The sequence below is a fragment of the Butyrivibrio sp. VCB2006 genome, assembly GCF_000420945.1.
Taxonomy (GTDB): domain Bacteria; phylum Bacillota; class Clostridia; order Lachnospirales; family Lachnospiraceae; genus Butyrivibrio.
Genome location: NZ_ATVX01000007.1, coordinates 72706 through 88045, shown reverse-complemented (window position 1 = coordinate 88045; position 15340 = coordinate 72706). Strand labels below are relative to the sequence as shown.

Genomic DNA, 15340 nt, shown 5'->3' with positions numbered 1-15340 from the left:
AATCTATTATCTTATACTACCGCACCGAATCCAAGAATTGTAAATCTCTTATCTTCCATGCCTTCTGCCATCTTAATCTCAACTATATGGCTTGCAGCCTTCTTGTCATTAAAGAGAATAACTGCATTGCAGTGAGTCCAGCCAACCTTAAGAGGATCGGCATCCATTACTTTCTTGTCATCTACAAAAACCTCTGCAGTGCCGTAGATCTGGCTGCCTGAATCCTTGAATAAAAGAAGGAGCTTGCTGCATGTAATCTTCATCTTAAAGCTTGTTTTCTCACCTGCCACTTCACTTCCCGGGATATGAGCCCAGTTATAAGGGAACTCAGGAACTGGTTCAATCTTATCATCCATCTCAACCATCTGAAGTTCCTTGTCAGTGTCGTTAAATGAACCCTCTTCCAACAGGCTAACGTGGTATTTCTTTTTGAGACGTGGAAGCTCATGTCTGTCAATGAGTTCTACATTCTCAAAGTCTGCGCCGATAACAGGCTGAATTCTTGAAAGCTCAGTTTCATCAATGCCTGTATCAAGGCTTGTGGCGTTGCCATTTACTTCATCCATAAGATGGATAAGGCAGTCGCTCATTATCTGATGTCCTAGATTGCTTGGATGGTAAACATCGTAAAAGAACTGATTCTTGGAAATAACTCTTCCATCTTCCGGAAGAAGGTTAAACTGTGGTGATACAGCATCAAGAATGCTTACCATAGGTATATCGTAGCGAACTCCAACAGGTCCAAGCCTATCCTGTAAGTTCCAATCAAATGAGAAAACAGCAAACAAAAGAACTACTGCAGGCTTCCATGGAAGTGCAAGGGCCTTACGTACAAGAGACTCATAACATACGCCCTTAGTCTCATCACCCTCGTCATTAACGGCAAATTCGATAACAATCATATCAGGCTTTCTAACGCCGCTTCTAAGGACATCTCTTTCGAATCTTACCATTCCAAGCTCGGAAGGTGTTCCGCCAACTCCGGCCTTAAGAAGTGTTACTTTTCCACCGTTTGCATATTTTCTCTCAAATTCCTTAGCAAAAGCTCTAGGGTAGCATTTTTCATGAATCGGAATAGCTCCTGCTCCCTGAGTTATAGATCCGCCGATAAATCCAAGGGTTACATCCTCTCCCTTGCCGGCTTTCTGAAGTACTTTTTCCAGTCTTGCAGTGTTACCCAGCTGCATGAGACTTCGGCTTATCATCTCACTGTAGCCCTTTGATCCAAAATCTACCATGGATTCCATAGGCTGAATAGGAGCAACAAAGCCGTTGTTCAGGTAAAATCTGACATCTACTGAAGCCTGAATTCCTGGTGTAGGAAATTCAAATCTTATCTGGCCGGGTTCACGGTCAGATTCCTTCCAATCTACATCAGACATATTGATGACTCTTTCCATACCATCCATCTCAAAATCTAATGTAATCTGGGTTGATGTAGGATCACTCTGGGTTGCTCCATACATCTGAAAAACAAATCTTACTTTTTCTTCCTTAACACGTCCTGATACACTCACCCCAATTGAGTGAACCATCTTCCTGAAGCCCTCTGTAGTCTTAAGAAGACTTAACATGTAATCATCTGTTATATTTCCAGAAAGTCTCGCTGCATCAATGAGTCTTCCATCGCTTTCGTAAATAAACTGTATTCCTCTTCCATCAGGCTGAGGCGTACCATATATTTCTTTACCCTGCATTATAAAAAAGAATGGTTTCTTTTTGATAGGATCCTTAGGTGCCTTGGGTCCTCTAACTGCTACTGCGTCCATAGTTTTTCGTTAACCCCTTAATATGAAGTAAAAAGCATTAAATATAAAATTTCGCGTAAGTTTACATAGAAAGAAGCGGCGCCTTTATAGACGCCGCTTCAAAAATCCTTTATAAAAACCTTTTAAAAGCTTTTAATTATTTGTTAGCTTCGTCAACATAAGCCTTCCATGTATCACGGATTGCTTCAACCTGCTCTGAAACTACAGCGCCAGGTCCAATGTTCCATACGAAGTCAGAACCAAGGTTAAGGTTAGGAACCATTCCGTGGAATGCAACTGTTCCCTTTTCTGTCATCATCTGGATTGTCTCATCAACTGCTCTCTCATCGAACTTACCGTTTCTAGCTGTTGAAAGGTATCCGTTGTAATCGACGTACTCAGCAGCTGGAGCGTTTGTCCAGAGGTTCCAAGCAAATGCAAGCTTCCAAGCCTTGTCTGCATCATAGCAAGCAGGGATAGCAACTGGGTTGTTTGACCAAACGTTGATGTAGTCGTTCATCTTAGGTCCCTTAGGGAACATTACGAAACCAATTTCATCCTGCATATCCTCAAGGAAGTTACCTGGGCATCCAGCGTACTCATCCTCTACAAGGAAAGCTGCCTGACCGTTAAGGAACTGCTCTTTGTAGTAATCCCACTCAGCACCCTCTGGGTTAGCTACTTCTGCATCATACTTATCAAAGATGTTAACTGTCCACTCAAGAGCTTCAAGTGTCTCAGGTGACTCAAGGTTGTATACGAACTTTCCGCTAGCATCCTTGTCGATGTAAGAACCGCCGTTTGAGAAAACAGCTTCTGTTGTCATAACACCTTCGTTAAGTGTAAGACCATAGATATCTACTGTACCATCGTTATCCTTATCCTGCTGAACCTTTGAGAGAAGTTCTTCGAACTTATCCCATGTCCATGTTCCATCAGCCTGCATATCGTAGATTGATTCAGGATCGATACCAGCCTCTGTAAGGATTCTCTTGTTGAAGTAAACGCCTGTACGTGCCTCTGAATAGCCAGCGAACATAGCGTAGATTGCATCTCCCTTAGCATACTGCTCGTGAAGAAGGTTTCTCTGGAACTTGTCCTGTGAGAAATCAAGGCAATCAAGTGTAGAAAGGTCATACATAAGACCGTTAGCCATAGCAGATGTGATAGCTGGATCATCACGAAGTGTGAAGATGTAGTTCTCATCGCCACCTGTTGTAGCATAATCTACGAAATCTGTAGGTGTTGAACCCCAGTCAGACATAGCTGTCTGTGTAAGTGTGAAGTTGTATGTCTCCTGAAGCCAATCATGGTAATCCTTAACAGCCTCTTCATACTCATTCTGTGGTTCTGCTGGGTCGCCTGACCACCAGTCGCGGATAACAATTTCCATACCACCAAGATCTACTGGGTTGCCATCTGCATCTGTGATAATCTGATAAGGATCATACTCGTCAGATGCTGTTTCTTCTGCAGCTGCTTCTGTTGTAGCTTCTGCAGCAGGAGCCTCAGCTGTTTCTGTTGTTGTTTCAGCTGGCTGCTGTGTGTCTGTTGATGCTGGTGCTGTCTCAGCTCCGCATCCTGCCATGCTTGTGAGCATAGCTGCTGCTGCGATAGCAGCTGTTGCTTTTGTTGTTAGAGACTTTCTCATACTCTAATCCTCCTTGTTAATGTAATCCCCTTAGGATATGTTTAACGAAAAAACTACTAACTTATATTATAAGTTTGTACATGTTTTTCCGATAACCAACTATTGCTATTTTATTCCCACACTTCTCAAATATTGCTAAAATTGCCAGAATAAAAGATAAACTGTCTAGTCGAACTACGTGTTCGCGATATGACGGATTGCTCCGTACTTCGTACTCTCGCAATCCTACGTCCATTCGGAAATCGACATACTCATTACATTCGTATGTCTTTTTTCCTCATGTCCGTTAGGTCTCCGAGGTTTCAAGTACCAGCATGCAAGCATGCGTACTTGAAACTTCTGATCCCAATATCGCTCACATCTTTATACCAGTAGCAGCAATACTCTCTACGAATGATCTCTGTGCGAAGAGGTAAAGAACGATAAGTGGAACGATGATCATAAGTGTTCCTGTTGCAAGAATACAGTTAGAATAAGCAACAGAAATTGTAGTCTTAACGCCGTTAATTCTCTGGATATAAGCACCAAGGCTGTCTACGATTCTCGAAAGGCCTGTGCTGACAAGCTTGGTATTACCAAGGAACATTCTGGAGTAGAATCCGTCTGTCCACTGCCATACAAATGCGAAAAGGAAGCAAGATGTAAGGATAGGTGTAGCCTGTGGAAGCATGATCCTGATGAATGTCTTAAGTGTTCCGCATCCGTCTACATAAGCGGCCTCTTCAAGGTCACCAGGGATGTTACGGAAGTACTGACGGATCATGTAGATATACAATCCATTCTTAAGTCCCATACAACCAGCACTCATCAGATAGTAAGGAATCTTGGAACCACGGAGGTTAATGCTTTCTCCGGTGATAAGTTTGAATATTCCTAAGATATCAAAGTATCTAAAGTGCAAGTGAAGTGAGCTGGCAATTGTCTGTGGTGGAATCAGGATTACAAGGATAACCATTACGAACCAGAATTTCTTAAGCGGAAATTCGAATCTTGCAAATCCATATCCAACAAGTGTACAAACTGCAATCTGAAGAGCAGCGATTGTAAATGAAATAAGAAGTGAGTTAAGTACAGCACTCTTGTAGCTCATAAGTTCAGCTGCAAGTCTGTAGTTTGCAGTTGTGAAATGCTCAGGGATTGAAACTACTATAGGGTTATACAGGTCTTTTTCTGTCATAAAGCTGACAGATATCTTGTTGAAGATTGGCTGAAGGATCAGGAAGCACATTCCGAATAAAAGAATGAATCTTATAATGCTTACTGCTCTCTCCATAACTACTTTCTGAAGCAGATAACCACCAGAGAGTTTATTTCTTTCCCAAAATGTTAATTTTTTGAATTCAGTTGTATTTTGTACATTAGTCATAATAATAAACCCTCTTAGAAATCAGGAATGATGTTACTCCTACGAATGCCAGAACTATCAAAAAGTAAATCCATGACATCGCTGATGCATTACCATACTGCTGCTGATCGATCATTACCTTCTGAATCTTCTTAATAACTTCGTTATCAGTTCTCATACAGAAATCAACTACTGTGTAGAGCCAGTTTACAAGGAACAGTGAACTGATCATTGGGAATGTGATCTTCCAAAGGCTCTCCCACTTTGTACATCCTTCTATATCAGCTGCCTCATACATACTTGATGAGATTGTCTGAAGTCCTGACAGGAAGATGATGATCTGAATACCTGATGAAAGAGCTACATCATAAATATTATCTATAACTTCGAATACCTTCTCATAAGCTCTTACACCAATACCTGCTGTTCTGAGGACTTCCTCAAGAGCATCTGTAACACTTATGCCCTGAGTTGTCTGTTCAATTGTCTGTGCAAGCTGATCCATAAGCTGGTTGTTAGATTCAAGTCCGATGATAACGCCGGATGAAAGAATAACCGGAAGGAAGAAAATCGCTCTTACAAGTGCTCTTCCCTTGAACTTCTGATTGAGGATCAACGCTACGAAGAAGCTAAATACTATGATTGCCAGGGAATAAACCATCATTCTGGTTATTTCTTCCCACAGAAGTCTGTTATATTCAGGATCAACCCTGAAAGCGAATATGTAGTTTGTAATACCATTCAGAGTCTTTGTAACGTTTCCGGCTGCAAGATTAACCTCACAGAAACTCATGTAACAAGACTCGAAAAGCGGTTTGACCATAAAGACCAGAAAACCGATTATGAACGGAGATATGAAAAGATATCCCGATATAGCCTTACGCTTTTGCAAGCCGGCTAACTTATTCTTTTGTTTACTCATGATAAATGCCTCTCTTATCTTTTGTTACTGGCCATTTCTGACCAGTAACTTATGTGACTATCTTGTTACAACGTAATCTCTTGCAGGAACCTTAACGCCGTCTGCAGTGTAATCACTGTATCCATAGTTAACATATACCTTGGTTCCATCTGCATATTCTGTGCAGGATACATCAGATGTAAGGTTGTCATGACCTGTCATTTCCTGATTAAAGGTATGACCAAGCTCCTTGTTGTATCTGGTGTAAATGTTTACGAGGTTATCTTTAACAGCATCGAAGTATGCTCCGTAGTACTGTGTGTAAAGAGTCTTCTGAGTTGCAAAAGAGCTTTCGTTCATGAGTTCGAAGCAAAGGCCTGCGCCATACTCTGCTGAATAAAGGATCTCATTTTCCATGTTTCCACATGTGTTGATTGCTCTTCCTGTGTAATCAACTCTTCCGTGTACTGCAAGCTGGTAAAAAGGAATGCACTCATCAATTATTGTGTATTCGCTTCCTCTAAGGTCCATGCCTGTAACCATCTGGCAGAATGGAACTGCATAGTCATTACCCATGTTGATCATAAGTGGAGTTCCATTGTTATTGTAGTTCTCAAGCTTGGCAACCTGTTCATTCAGAACTGCCTCTCTGCTGTATGTCTTTTTCTTATAGAAGTCAGATGAGAGGTCCATTCCAAGATCCTGGAATGATGCACCTGCGCCATACTTCTGTGAAGCTTTTACAAGGTTGTCTGCATACTTGTTAGCGACGTCTGTGTGAAGCAGGAAGTACTTGTGGTCTGCATTTTCTCTCTGTCCGTATGTTACGTTACTGTACTCATACAGCTCAGCTCTTTCTTTACTGATGAATTTAGCAGCATCCCTATATGAGAAGAATCCATCTAAAAGATTACTGTTAAATGCGTACTGTGTAATTCCGTTGAGGTAAACTGTGTTACCATTTGCTTCTGCACTGCTTATCAGATTCTGAAGATCTTTTTTGCTTCCAAGGGCTCCGATTGTCTTGGTCTTGGAAAGAACTTTCTGCTGAACACCACCGTTGCACCAGCCTGAAAGCTTAACGTGCATATTTGTAAGGCCTGCTGCTGTGAGCTGATCAAGTATATTTGATGCTTCTGAATAGCTTGTAAGCTTAAGTGGTCTTGAAACAGGAACACCAACAATCTGTTTAACCTTATCGATTGCGCCAACCATCTCGATTGCTACAGGAGTACTTGTATCACTTACAAGATCAAGGTATCCTGCGTATTCCTTCTGTAAATATTCGCCATATGTCTTGGCCATATCTACATAGCTGCCTGAGTTAACAAACTTGTATCTCTGAGTAATTGTCTCATCAGGAAGGTCTGTTGCGTACTCGTAGATTTCACTGTTAGCGATATCACCTACATCGTACTGCTCTCTCTGACAAACGCTGTACTTGGCATTTACGAAGTTGTAGCTGTGGTTCTTACCAGCGATATCTGCCTGAATTGAAGCATAACTTCTGCCGTTTTCCAGAATACATACAAAGGAATCATTTCCTTCTGAAATACCATATACTCCGTAGTAAGCTCTTGTATTGTGTACTACCGCATCTCTTGAAAGACACATGTCCCAACCATATACGTTAGTGTAATAACTACTCTGTGATGTCTTACCATTGTTGAAGTTTATGATTGCTCCGCCACCTTCAGGAACCAGCATGAAGCCCTGATCCTCAGGTCCGCCAGCTCCGAAGTACGGAAGTGGAGTTACAGTGTAAATTGGTGTCTCAGGATCGAAGTCCAGATCTTTAAATGGAACTTCTACAACCAGGTCTTTTCCATCAAGCTTGTAAACTACACTTGCGTTGAATACAGGTGTGTCTGATGAAGAAGATGAAAAATCCAGTTCCTTATCAGCAAGGTAATCATCATATGTATATCCTGCTGCTTCGAACTTATCCTGAATTGTCTTACGTACGTTATCCTTGGTTCCTGAACGAAGTACATAGATAACATCTGTCTCAAGTACGGGATAGCTTGCAAGGAGCTCATCCTTGTTATCCTTTGGTGTCAGTTTGTTGATATCGTACTTTTTGTAGTACTGCTTGATCAGATCTACTTCTTTTTTATCAAGGTTACCCATGAATTTTTCGAAGTTAGTCTTTGTGATTACAGGAGGAATTGTGAACTCCTTCTGGACACTACCAAGTGAGTAGTTAACTCTGATCTCATTCTCGCCGGGAACTATCTCATAAATTCCGTTCTGAGCACTGAAGGCAAAAGAGTTATAAGTTGTTTCAAGTCCCTGTGTGATTGAGTAGGACAGGATAAATGGAGACTGAAGGTAGTTTTTCTGATCATCAAGGGCTGCTGTATCTTCTGCTGCATCCTTGGGATTTGAATACCAAACCTTGCCGCTGTCCTTAACTTCAACAGTGAACTCTGTCGTTGCCGGATCCATTGTAAGCTTGAGCTGTCCGTTATCGATAACTACCGGCTTATCATTGCCATCAAAGGCATATGGTGGAATCGGTTCCTTAACCTCTGTAGGAGCTTTTGTATTTATTACATAAAGAGCAGCTCCAACTATTATCAAAAGAACTATGATTGAAGGGAGAAGTTTTAAAAAGCCCTCCAATATTTTTTGAGTAAATGCATTCTGCTTTTTATTTTTATCTTTTTTCAACTTGGTCACCCCTTCATTCCTACATTCGGAACATCAATTCTTTTGCCAGGGAAATGAAATACGCAACTCCCTGTGAAATCATGCTAAAGAAGATCATCAGAATAAAGATCATGACTAGCATTGCAAACAGTGTAGCTACAGTAAACAAAAGGTTCTTGCCGGCTGAGTACTCATGTATCTGTCCCATGGCTGCTATTACCAAAAGAGCTGCCCAGACAAGTGATAAAGCACTTACTACGCTGTAAAATTCGGCTTCGTCTACTGTTACAAAGTTACTGAAAATCATAAGTGGGAACTGGATGAGCGGATAAGGAGTAAGTGCATAGCATGTAGCCATGTAAACCTGTCCTAGCCTACCTTTACCATCAAACAGTGTGGTAAGTCCCCAGTTACCTACAACCCAAAGAGCCAATGGGAAGAGGATACTTGCAAGGTAGAGGAAAATATTCAAGTCTTCCCAGTAAACCTGTATAAAAAGGAAACTTGTAAATCTCAGCTTGAGAACACGGATTAAAAGTGTAAGGAAAAGAATCGTGTTGGCAGCTGCATAAGTTCCTCTCTTTTCGTGAGTCAGATCCCAGAAACCGTCTAGTGGATGCGTAATGCAATAGAACGCAAATTTCAGGGAGTCAAAATATTTATCTTTAGGATTATCTAATTGTTTTGTATTTGCTATCATATTTCTCACCCTTTTTTCTCTAGAACAAATATATCTGCTGTATCTATCTCATGTCTGATTGCCTTGACCTTGCCAATTGATAGAGGAACAAGGAACAATAACAGTATTACCAGTACTATCCAGAAGATGTGCTCTTCTACCCAGATTTTTCTGTACTGCTTATATGCTTTGGAATAGTTTTCCGCATCATACTTAAGTTCAAAGTACTTCATAGCTTCTTCATACTGTTCCTGACGAAGAAGCGATCTTCCGATTCCGATGTAAGCAAGATCATAGTTACCATTCTGGTTCATAACTTCCTGCCATGCTTCTCCGGACTCTTCGTACTTACCTTTATCGAAGTCTTCGATGGCTTTATATACAAGCTCTCCGAACTGTGTAGGAACAAATGCTGTGATTGAGCAGTCAAGACTGTCTACTACGTAGAGCTCGTGGCCTACATGATCGATAGCTGAAGGTCTTCTGAAGTAACCGTCCATGTTACCGTTACCACCGAAAGCGAATACCATACGTCCCTGATCATCGTAACCAAAGAGTCGTCCTCTGTTTCTGTCAAGGCAGACATAAATGTCATTGTCCATTACAGTTACGTCTGTGAGTATTGATGGACCCTCATAACCACCGCCGGATCCCAGATAAAGATCTCCGCCTACTGACCAGTCACCGTTAGAAACAAGGATGTCGCTACCAAGAAGGTTTAATTTTCTAACAGCATTTTCATCGTTATGTGCCTGATCTTCTGTACGAGCTTTTGTTGCATATATGAAGCCTTCATAGTCCATGAAGATGTTCTCATACTCTGTAGGAACGAAGGATTCCATCTTGGCTCTCTGTTCCTGAGAAGCGAGTTTCTTCCATATATAATCTGTCCAGTCAAAAGATACCGGTGTGGCTCCAACAAATCCTGAGAAAGTACCATCATTCTCATATTTGATAAGACCTTTGTTGATACCTGTCGCTATACAGTAAACACGTTCTGCTGTATCAACTGCCAGCTTGGTTGGTTGGAATACCAGCTTAGGATCAAGTGTGTTATCTGTTGGTTTAACAAAGTCCATTATGTAATTTAGATCTTTGTCAGCCTTAATAATTCTTGCATTCCCATTATCAGCAATGAATATATTTCCATCTTCTGATATAGAAACATCTGTCGGGTTATTGAGAGTAGAAGGATTTGCCCCCTTAATGGAATCAATTATTCTTACTACTTCCATCTGCTCAGGTGAAATCCTGTTAAGCTCAATTATTCTGTTGTTTCCACTGTCACACAAATAAAGTGTATTGCCATTTGCAAATAATCCCTGAGGATTCTTGAGCTTGGTATCAAGGCCAAGTTCTGTAGATGTGAACACTTTGCAGGAGTTGTAAAAGTCTGCACTGTCCATGTAATCGCCCCAGTAGTCATAGTTGTATGTGTAACTACCCTCGTTTGTGTTGGCCTTAACCTGAAGTGGCTGAAGAAATGCGGATGCTATCGCAAGTATTGCCATTCCAGTTCTTAAAAAGAAATTCTTTTTACGCATATGCATTCAACCTTTCAAATTAGTCCTTAAGTCCTGAGCTAGCCATTGTCTCGAGGATCTGGCTCTCAGAGAATACGAAAATCAAAATAGGAACTATCATTACTACTACAAGAACCGCAGCTCCCTGACCTGTTCTTGCGATACCACCACTCTGAATCTGCTGAAGAGCAAATACAAGAGTTTTCTTTTCCTCAGAATAGATGTATGTTGATGCCTTGTTGTTCCAAAGTCCCTGTACTGAGAAGATGATAAGTGTCATCCATGCAGGCTTAACGTTTGGCATTACTATTCTGGAGAATACTGTCCATTCATTAGCACCATCGATCTTGGCAGCTTCGATAAGAGCTGTTGGAAGACCTTCCATGAACTGCTTCATAAGGAAAAGACCCATTGGAGAAGCAAATGCCGGTATAATGATTGCCCAGTATGTATCAATCCATCCTAATTTATTAAGGATGAGGTAGTTAGGAATTGCCGTTACCCAACCTGTGAACATCATAGCTACTGTAACGATCTTGAAGAACGTCTGGTTACCTGGGAATTCGTACTTAGCAAGTACGAAAGCACCCATGGAAGCTATGATAAGATGTCCTGCTGTACCAACAAAAGTAATGAACACTGTGTTGAACAGGTATCTTGTGAATGTAACCCATGACTTACCCATTGTTACGAACAAGTCTGAGAAGTTATCAAGTGTAGGATGCTGAGCGAAAATCTTGGGCGGGAATTTAAAGAGCTCGTCCAAAGGCTTTAACGCACTACTTACTGCATAGATGATTGGGAACGCCATTACAAAGGCAACCAATAACAGGAAAAAGTAAAGTGCTATATCGCCAGCAATTGATCTATTTGGCTTTCTTTTTTTAATTATTTTTGCGCTCATATCAAGTACCAACTCTCCTTAACAGACTCTGGATTGCCTTGTTACAAAGTATCATCATCAGGAACAGGATTGTAGCTATTGCACAGGCATAACCCATTTCAAATCTTGAATAACCATAGTCAAACAGGTGTGTTACGATGGTACGTGCTGCGTAATCCGTACTAGGATATCCGCAAAGAGCCATTGTTACATCTGCAACTCCAAAAGAAGAAGTGATTGTCATAACCGCACCGAACATAAGCATTGGCTTCATGCTAGGAAGGGTAATGAACCACAGTTCCTGCCATCTGTTCTTGATACCATCCATGTATCCGGCTTCGAACATTGATCTGTCGATACCCTGAAGTCCGGCTACGAATGAAAGGAATCCGGTTCCCAAACTCATCCAGAGAATAACGATCATACATATAGGAAGCATGTATCTTGGATCGATGAGCCACAGCCTTGCTGTATCAATTATTCCCAGATTCATAAGGAAGGCATTTACATATCCGTATGCATCTCCTCTGAAGAATACTGAGAAGATTACATAACAGTTACCTGCTATGGAAGGGGCGTAGAACACGATGACCGCGATACTTCTGATCCATACGGGTAGCTCATTTATGAGCCAGGCAAAAAGGAAGGATAAGATATATCCAAGGGGGCCTGTGATCAGAGCTATCATCAACGTGTTCTTAACGCCTATCAGAAAGATATCATCCTGAAGAACCAGTGAGATATAATTCTGCAATCCTATGAACCGAGGAGGCTCAAGTATGTTGTAATATGTGAAGCTGTAGTAGATTGAAGCTACTACAGGGAACACATAAAACATCGTAAAGAGTATTGCATAAGGTGCCAGGAAGAGGTAACACATCTTTCGGTTCTTGGCCTTCTTCCAGGCTACAGTCATATTATGTTTGCGAAGTGTAAAATACTTCTGAAGATATTCCTTCATCACCTTGTCTCCCAATAAACTTGTTGTTTAGTCAACCGGCATACCAAATTCGATACGTTTCTTCTTGATCTCTTCGTCGATCAGGATTGAGTAGTCGATAATTGTCTCTCGAGAATCAACCTTTTCGTTAATAACTTTTCTGATCGCATTGGAGATATGTCTACCTGTGAAGTAACCACCTGGAACCTCTCTGATTCCAACTGTGTTATCCCACTGCTCATCAAGAACTTTGATGTCTTCTGTACTCCAGGAAAGATTCTTGAACGCATCTCTGTTGGCTGTTGCATATCTTGCGGATGAACCAAGGAGAGCTTCGATCTCACGACCAAATCTAACCTGTGTATCAGCCTTAGCCCACCACTTCATGAATTCCCAAGAAGCAAGTCTAAGTTCTTCATCATCTGTCTTGATCATCATTGTTGCACTACCTGTGATAAAGTCTGATCTATCAAGATACTGCTTGCCATTTGCATCTGTTCTGTAGGTACCAGGGATAAGAGTGAAGTCCCAAAGTCCTCTGATCTCAGGTGCGGAAACCATCAATGTGTTGTAAGTAGAATATGGAGCAATTCCAATTGGCATTTCTCCTGAACGGAATCTGCTTACAAAATCGTAAACTGTAGGAATACCATAATCATTAAAGTATCTTACATAATCATCAAATGCTGCTACACCAGCCTCAGTATTAACTGTGGTCTTGGTGCCTTCCTCGTTGTACATGTCTCCGCCATACTGATAAAGGAGTGCAAAGTACATTGAAAGGTCAGGAGTGTTGGACATGATTGATGTTGAAGCTGCTGCAGCTCCGCTGCTTCCAGCTGCTGTAGGAATACCTACTGAAAGGTTGTTACCCTGGATTGTAGGAAGAAGCTCAATCAATTCTTTCCAAGTGTTTGGAACCTCAAGTTCCATTTCTTCAAGTACGTCTTTTCTGTAGAACATTACGTTGAAGGTCTGTGTCTCAGGAATACCGTAGATGTGTCCGTCTAATCCATACTGCTCATAAGAGCTCTTTGAATAGTGGCTCATTACTTCTTCCCAGCCCTCGAACTGTGTAATGTCTTCTGCTGCACCACGGAGTGCGTAGTTTACAGGCTGATCGGCACCAACTGAAAGAACTACGTTTGGTCCGCGTCCTGCAAGAACGGCATTAAGAAGTGCACCGGGATCAACGATTTCTACGTTGACCTTAACTCCTGTTGATGTGGTAAAGTCATCATCTACCATGGTCTTAAGGATTGTACCCTGGTCACGACCTGTAAGTACCCAAACCTTAACTACCTTGTCTGTTGAATTCTCATCATATACATCACCAACTGAGTTGTAATCTACAAAGAAGGAAGCAACGAAGGACTTGATCTCGTGTCCTGCCTTTGTAAAGAAGTTTGCCTTTTCCTTTTTAGGAGTAACCTCTGTTCCTGAAACTACCAGGTAATCTACATCCAGCTTGGTCTCACTAAGATTAAGTGAAGCTGTACCAAGTGAAGTGATGTTATCCTTGAAGGTTGTAAACTCTGTTGTAATCTTCTGAGGCTTAGCACAGAATCTTTCAAGCTGCTGAGCAATTGTCTGTGCTGTGGCAATGTTATCTGCCATCTGTCCTGAGTAATCAACCATGTCATCAACTATCTTGTAAAGTCTCTTGGACTCAAGTTCCATAGCTTCCATGATTTCAGGATAGGTTGTATCAATATGGTAATCTCTGTATACGTCTGGTGAAGCACCTGTGTAAACAAGGATTCTTCTGTAAATCTGGTTAAGTCTGTAAGTGGAATCTTCCATTTCCTCAAGGATTGCACCCATGCCACCGAGAGTTGCCTCAAGTCTGATTGTGTGCTGTCCCTTTGTGAGGTAGAAGTTAAATGGTGTTCCATCCTCTGATGCTAGGTCCTTACATTCCCAGTCATTCTTGTAATCAAAAGAAATTTCTGAAAGCTCTTCAAAAGGAACCTCTCCGTCAATAAGAACTGTTCTGTTTGAAACAGATCCTCTTGAATAGTTCTGACGTGCCTTTACCATGATGTTGTAGTAACCATCCTCAGGCACTTCGAAGTTCCACTCAATCCACTGTCCTGAGCTTCTCCAAGCCTCACCACCTACGTAGTTGAGGACTGTGGTTGTTACGCTGTTAGGAACTGTAGTTGGCGAGGAACGATCGTATTTAGCATAAAGGGAGGACTCTGATCGAAGGCTGGAATCCTCGCCCTGTACCACCAAATTGAAAGTCTTGGCTGTTTCTGAGCCGGCATTCTGTGGCTGCGCTGCCAAGTATTCCTCATAAGTGGGTTTATCTGTTATTGCCTTAAGCTCTACATTAGATAGAAGCATTGGCTCGTTATCTGCAATGAAGCTAAGTTTGTTCTCACCCTTTTCAAAGTAGAAGACATATGGCTCAGCTACAAATCCCATATCATCTTTGAAGTAAGCACTCTGCCATCCGAAGTATTCTACCTGACGAGGTCTGATCTGGTTGCCCTGATTATCGATCTTAACTTCTCCGCCGTCCATCCACATTCTTGTGAAAGCAATGTTTCTGGCATCCTCAAATGGGAGCTCGTCGTTGATCATTACTGTTCTCTCTGCAGGAACGCCTCTTGACTCTGTTATCTTGTAGTCGATGTAGAGTCTGTACATTCCGGCCTGTGGAACATTTACGTTCCAGGTTACTGTTGAACCTGTGTCAGTGAAAAGAGCATCCTTCTTATCATCTGTAGCACCCTTTTCTACTCTGACTGTTCCTTCAGACTCATAATTGAAGATGTCCACCTGAACATCGTTTGCAGGATGTGCATCATTCAAATGCTGGTTTACATATCCTGTGTATGCTCCGACTCTTTCCATACCCTCAACTTCCTGAGTGAGGTCAACCCCCTCATACTTAGCATGGAAGTCTGCCTTCTCTCGTCTTGTTAATACAAGACACAGGCAAATGATTGCTGCTAAAATACCAAGTACTATCAATAGTTTTTGTAAAGTCTTATTCATATTCTTAAGTCC

10 protein-coding genes are annotated in these 15340 nt (G+C 41.6%); all 10 read right to left on the bottom strand.

Annotation, left to right across the window (positions count from 1 at the left end; translation table 11 throughout):
• Positions 1-11: 11 nt before the first annotated feature.
• Positions 12-1769: an SGNH/GDSL hydrolase family protein gene (locus G613_RS0108725; RefSeq protein WP_029232298.1), complete on the bottom strand. Its 1758-nt coding sequence runs from the start codon at positions 1767-1769 to the stop codon at positions 12-14.
• A gap of 136 nt (positions 1770-1905) precedes the next feature.
• Positions 1906-3399, bottom strand: a complete 1494-nt coding sequence (locus G613_RS0108720; RefSeq protein ID WP_029232297.1) for an ABC transporter substrate-binding protein — start codon at positions 3397-3399, stop codon at positions 1906-1908.
• A gap of 355 nt (positions 3400-3754) precedes the next feature.
• Entirely contained in the window at positions 3755-4765 is a 1011-nt protein-coding gene (locus G613_RS0108715) for a carbohydrate ABC transporter permease (RefSeq protein ID WP_013279717.1), read from the bottom strand.
• On the bottom strand, positions 4758-5666 hold the full coding sequence (locus G613_RS0108710) for a carbohydrate ABC transporter permease (RefSeq protein WP_013279716.1): 909 nt from the start codon (positions 5664-5666) through the stop codon (positions 4758-4760). Before G613_RS0108710 ends, G613_RS0108715 begins: the two co-directional genes overlap by 8 nt.
• 57 nt (positions 5667-5723) lie before the next feature.
• Positions 5724-8318: a DUF5696 domain-containing protein gene (locus tag G613_RS0108705; RefSeq protein ID WP_029232296.1), complete on the bottom strand. Its 2595-nt coding sequence runs from the start codon at positions 8316-8318 to the stop codon at positions 5724-5726.
• A gap of 19 nt (positions 8319-8337) precedes the next feature.
• On the bottom strand, positions 8338-8997 hold the full coding sequence (locus G613_RS0108700) for a Yip1 family protein (RefSeq protein WP_013279714.1): 660 nt from the start codon (positions 8995-8997) through the stop codon (positions 8338-8340).
• 5 nt (positions 8998-9002) lie between these two features.
• A complete protein-coding gene (locus G613_RS0108695; RefSeq protein ID WP_196805049.1) occupies positions 9003-10520 on the bottom strand; it encodes a hypothetical protein in 1518 nt (505 codons plus the stop codon).
• A gap of 19 nt (positions 10521-10539) precedes the next feature.
• Positions 10540-11403, bottom strand: coding sequence for a carbohydrate ABC transporter permease (locus G613_RS0108690; RefSeq protein ID WP_013279712.1), 864 nt, complete (start codon positions 11401-11403; stop codon positions 10540-10542).
• Position 11404: 1 nt separating this feature from the next.
• The gene (locus tag G613_RS0108685) at positions 11405-12343 is read right to left on the bottom strand and encodes a carbohydrate ABC transporter permease (RefSeq protein ID WP_029232293.1); all 939 of its coding nucleotides are present in this window, start codon (positions 12341-12343) and stop codon (positions 11405-11407) included.
• Positions 12344-12370: 27 nt separating this feature from the next.
• On the bottom strand, positions 12371-15328 hold the full coding sequence (locus tag G613_RS0108680) for an extracellular solute-binding protein (RefSeq protein WP_029232292.1): 2958 nt from the start codon (positions 15326-15328) through the stop codon (positions 12371-12373).
• Positions 15329-15340: the final 12 nt, after the last annotated feature.

Excerpts from the sequence above, each read along its gene's own strand:
- G613_RS0108720 (WP_029232297.1), bottom strand. The coding sequence starts at position 3,399 with ATGAGAAAGTCTCTAACAACAAAAGCAACAGCTGCTATCGCAGCAGCA.
- G613_RS0108685 (WP_029232293.1), bottom strand. The coding sequence starts at position 12,343 with ATGAAGGAATATCTTCAGAAGTATTTTACACTTCGCAAACATAATATG.
- G613_RS0108680 (WP_029232292.1), bottom strand. The coding sequence starts at position 15,328 with ATGAATAAGACTTTACAAAAACTATTGATAGTACTTGGTATTTTAGCA.
- G613_RS0108710 (WP_013279716.1), bottom strand. The coding sequence starts at position 5,666 with ATGAGTAAACAAAAGAATAAGTTAGCCGGCTTGCAAAAGCGTAAGGCT.
- G613_RS0108715 (WP_013279717.1), bottom strand. The coding sequence starts at position 4,765 with ATGACTAATGTACAAAATACAACTGAATTCAAAAAATTAACATTTTGG.
- G613_RS0108695 (WP_196805049.1), bottom strand. The coding sequence starts at position 10,520 with ATGCGTAAAAAGAATTTCTTTTTAAGAACTGGAATGGCAATACTTGCG.
- G613_RS0108690 (WP_013279712.1), bottom strand. The coding sequence starts at position 11,403 with ATGAGCGCAAAAATAATTAAAAAAAGAAAGCCAAATAGATCAATTGCT.
- G613_RS0108725 (WP_029232298.1), bottom strand. The coding sequence starts at position 1,769 with ATGGACGCAGTAGCAGTTAGAGGACCCAAGGCACCTAAGGATCCTATC.
- G613_RS0108700 (WP_013279714.1), bottom strand. The coding sequence starts at position 8,997 with ATGATAGCAAATACAAAACAATTAGATAATCCTAAAGATAAATATTTT.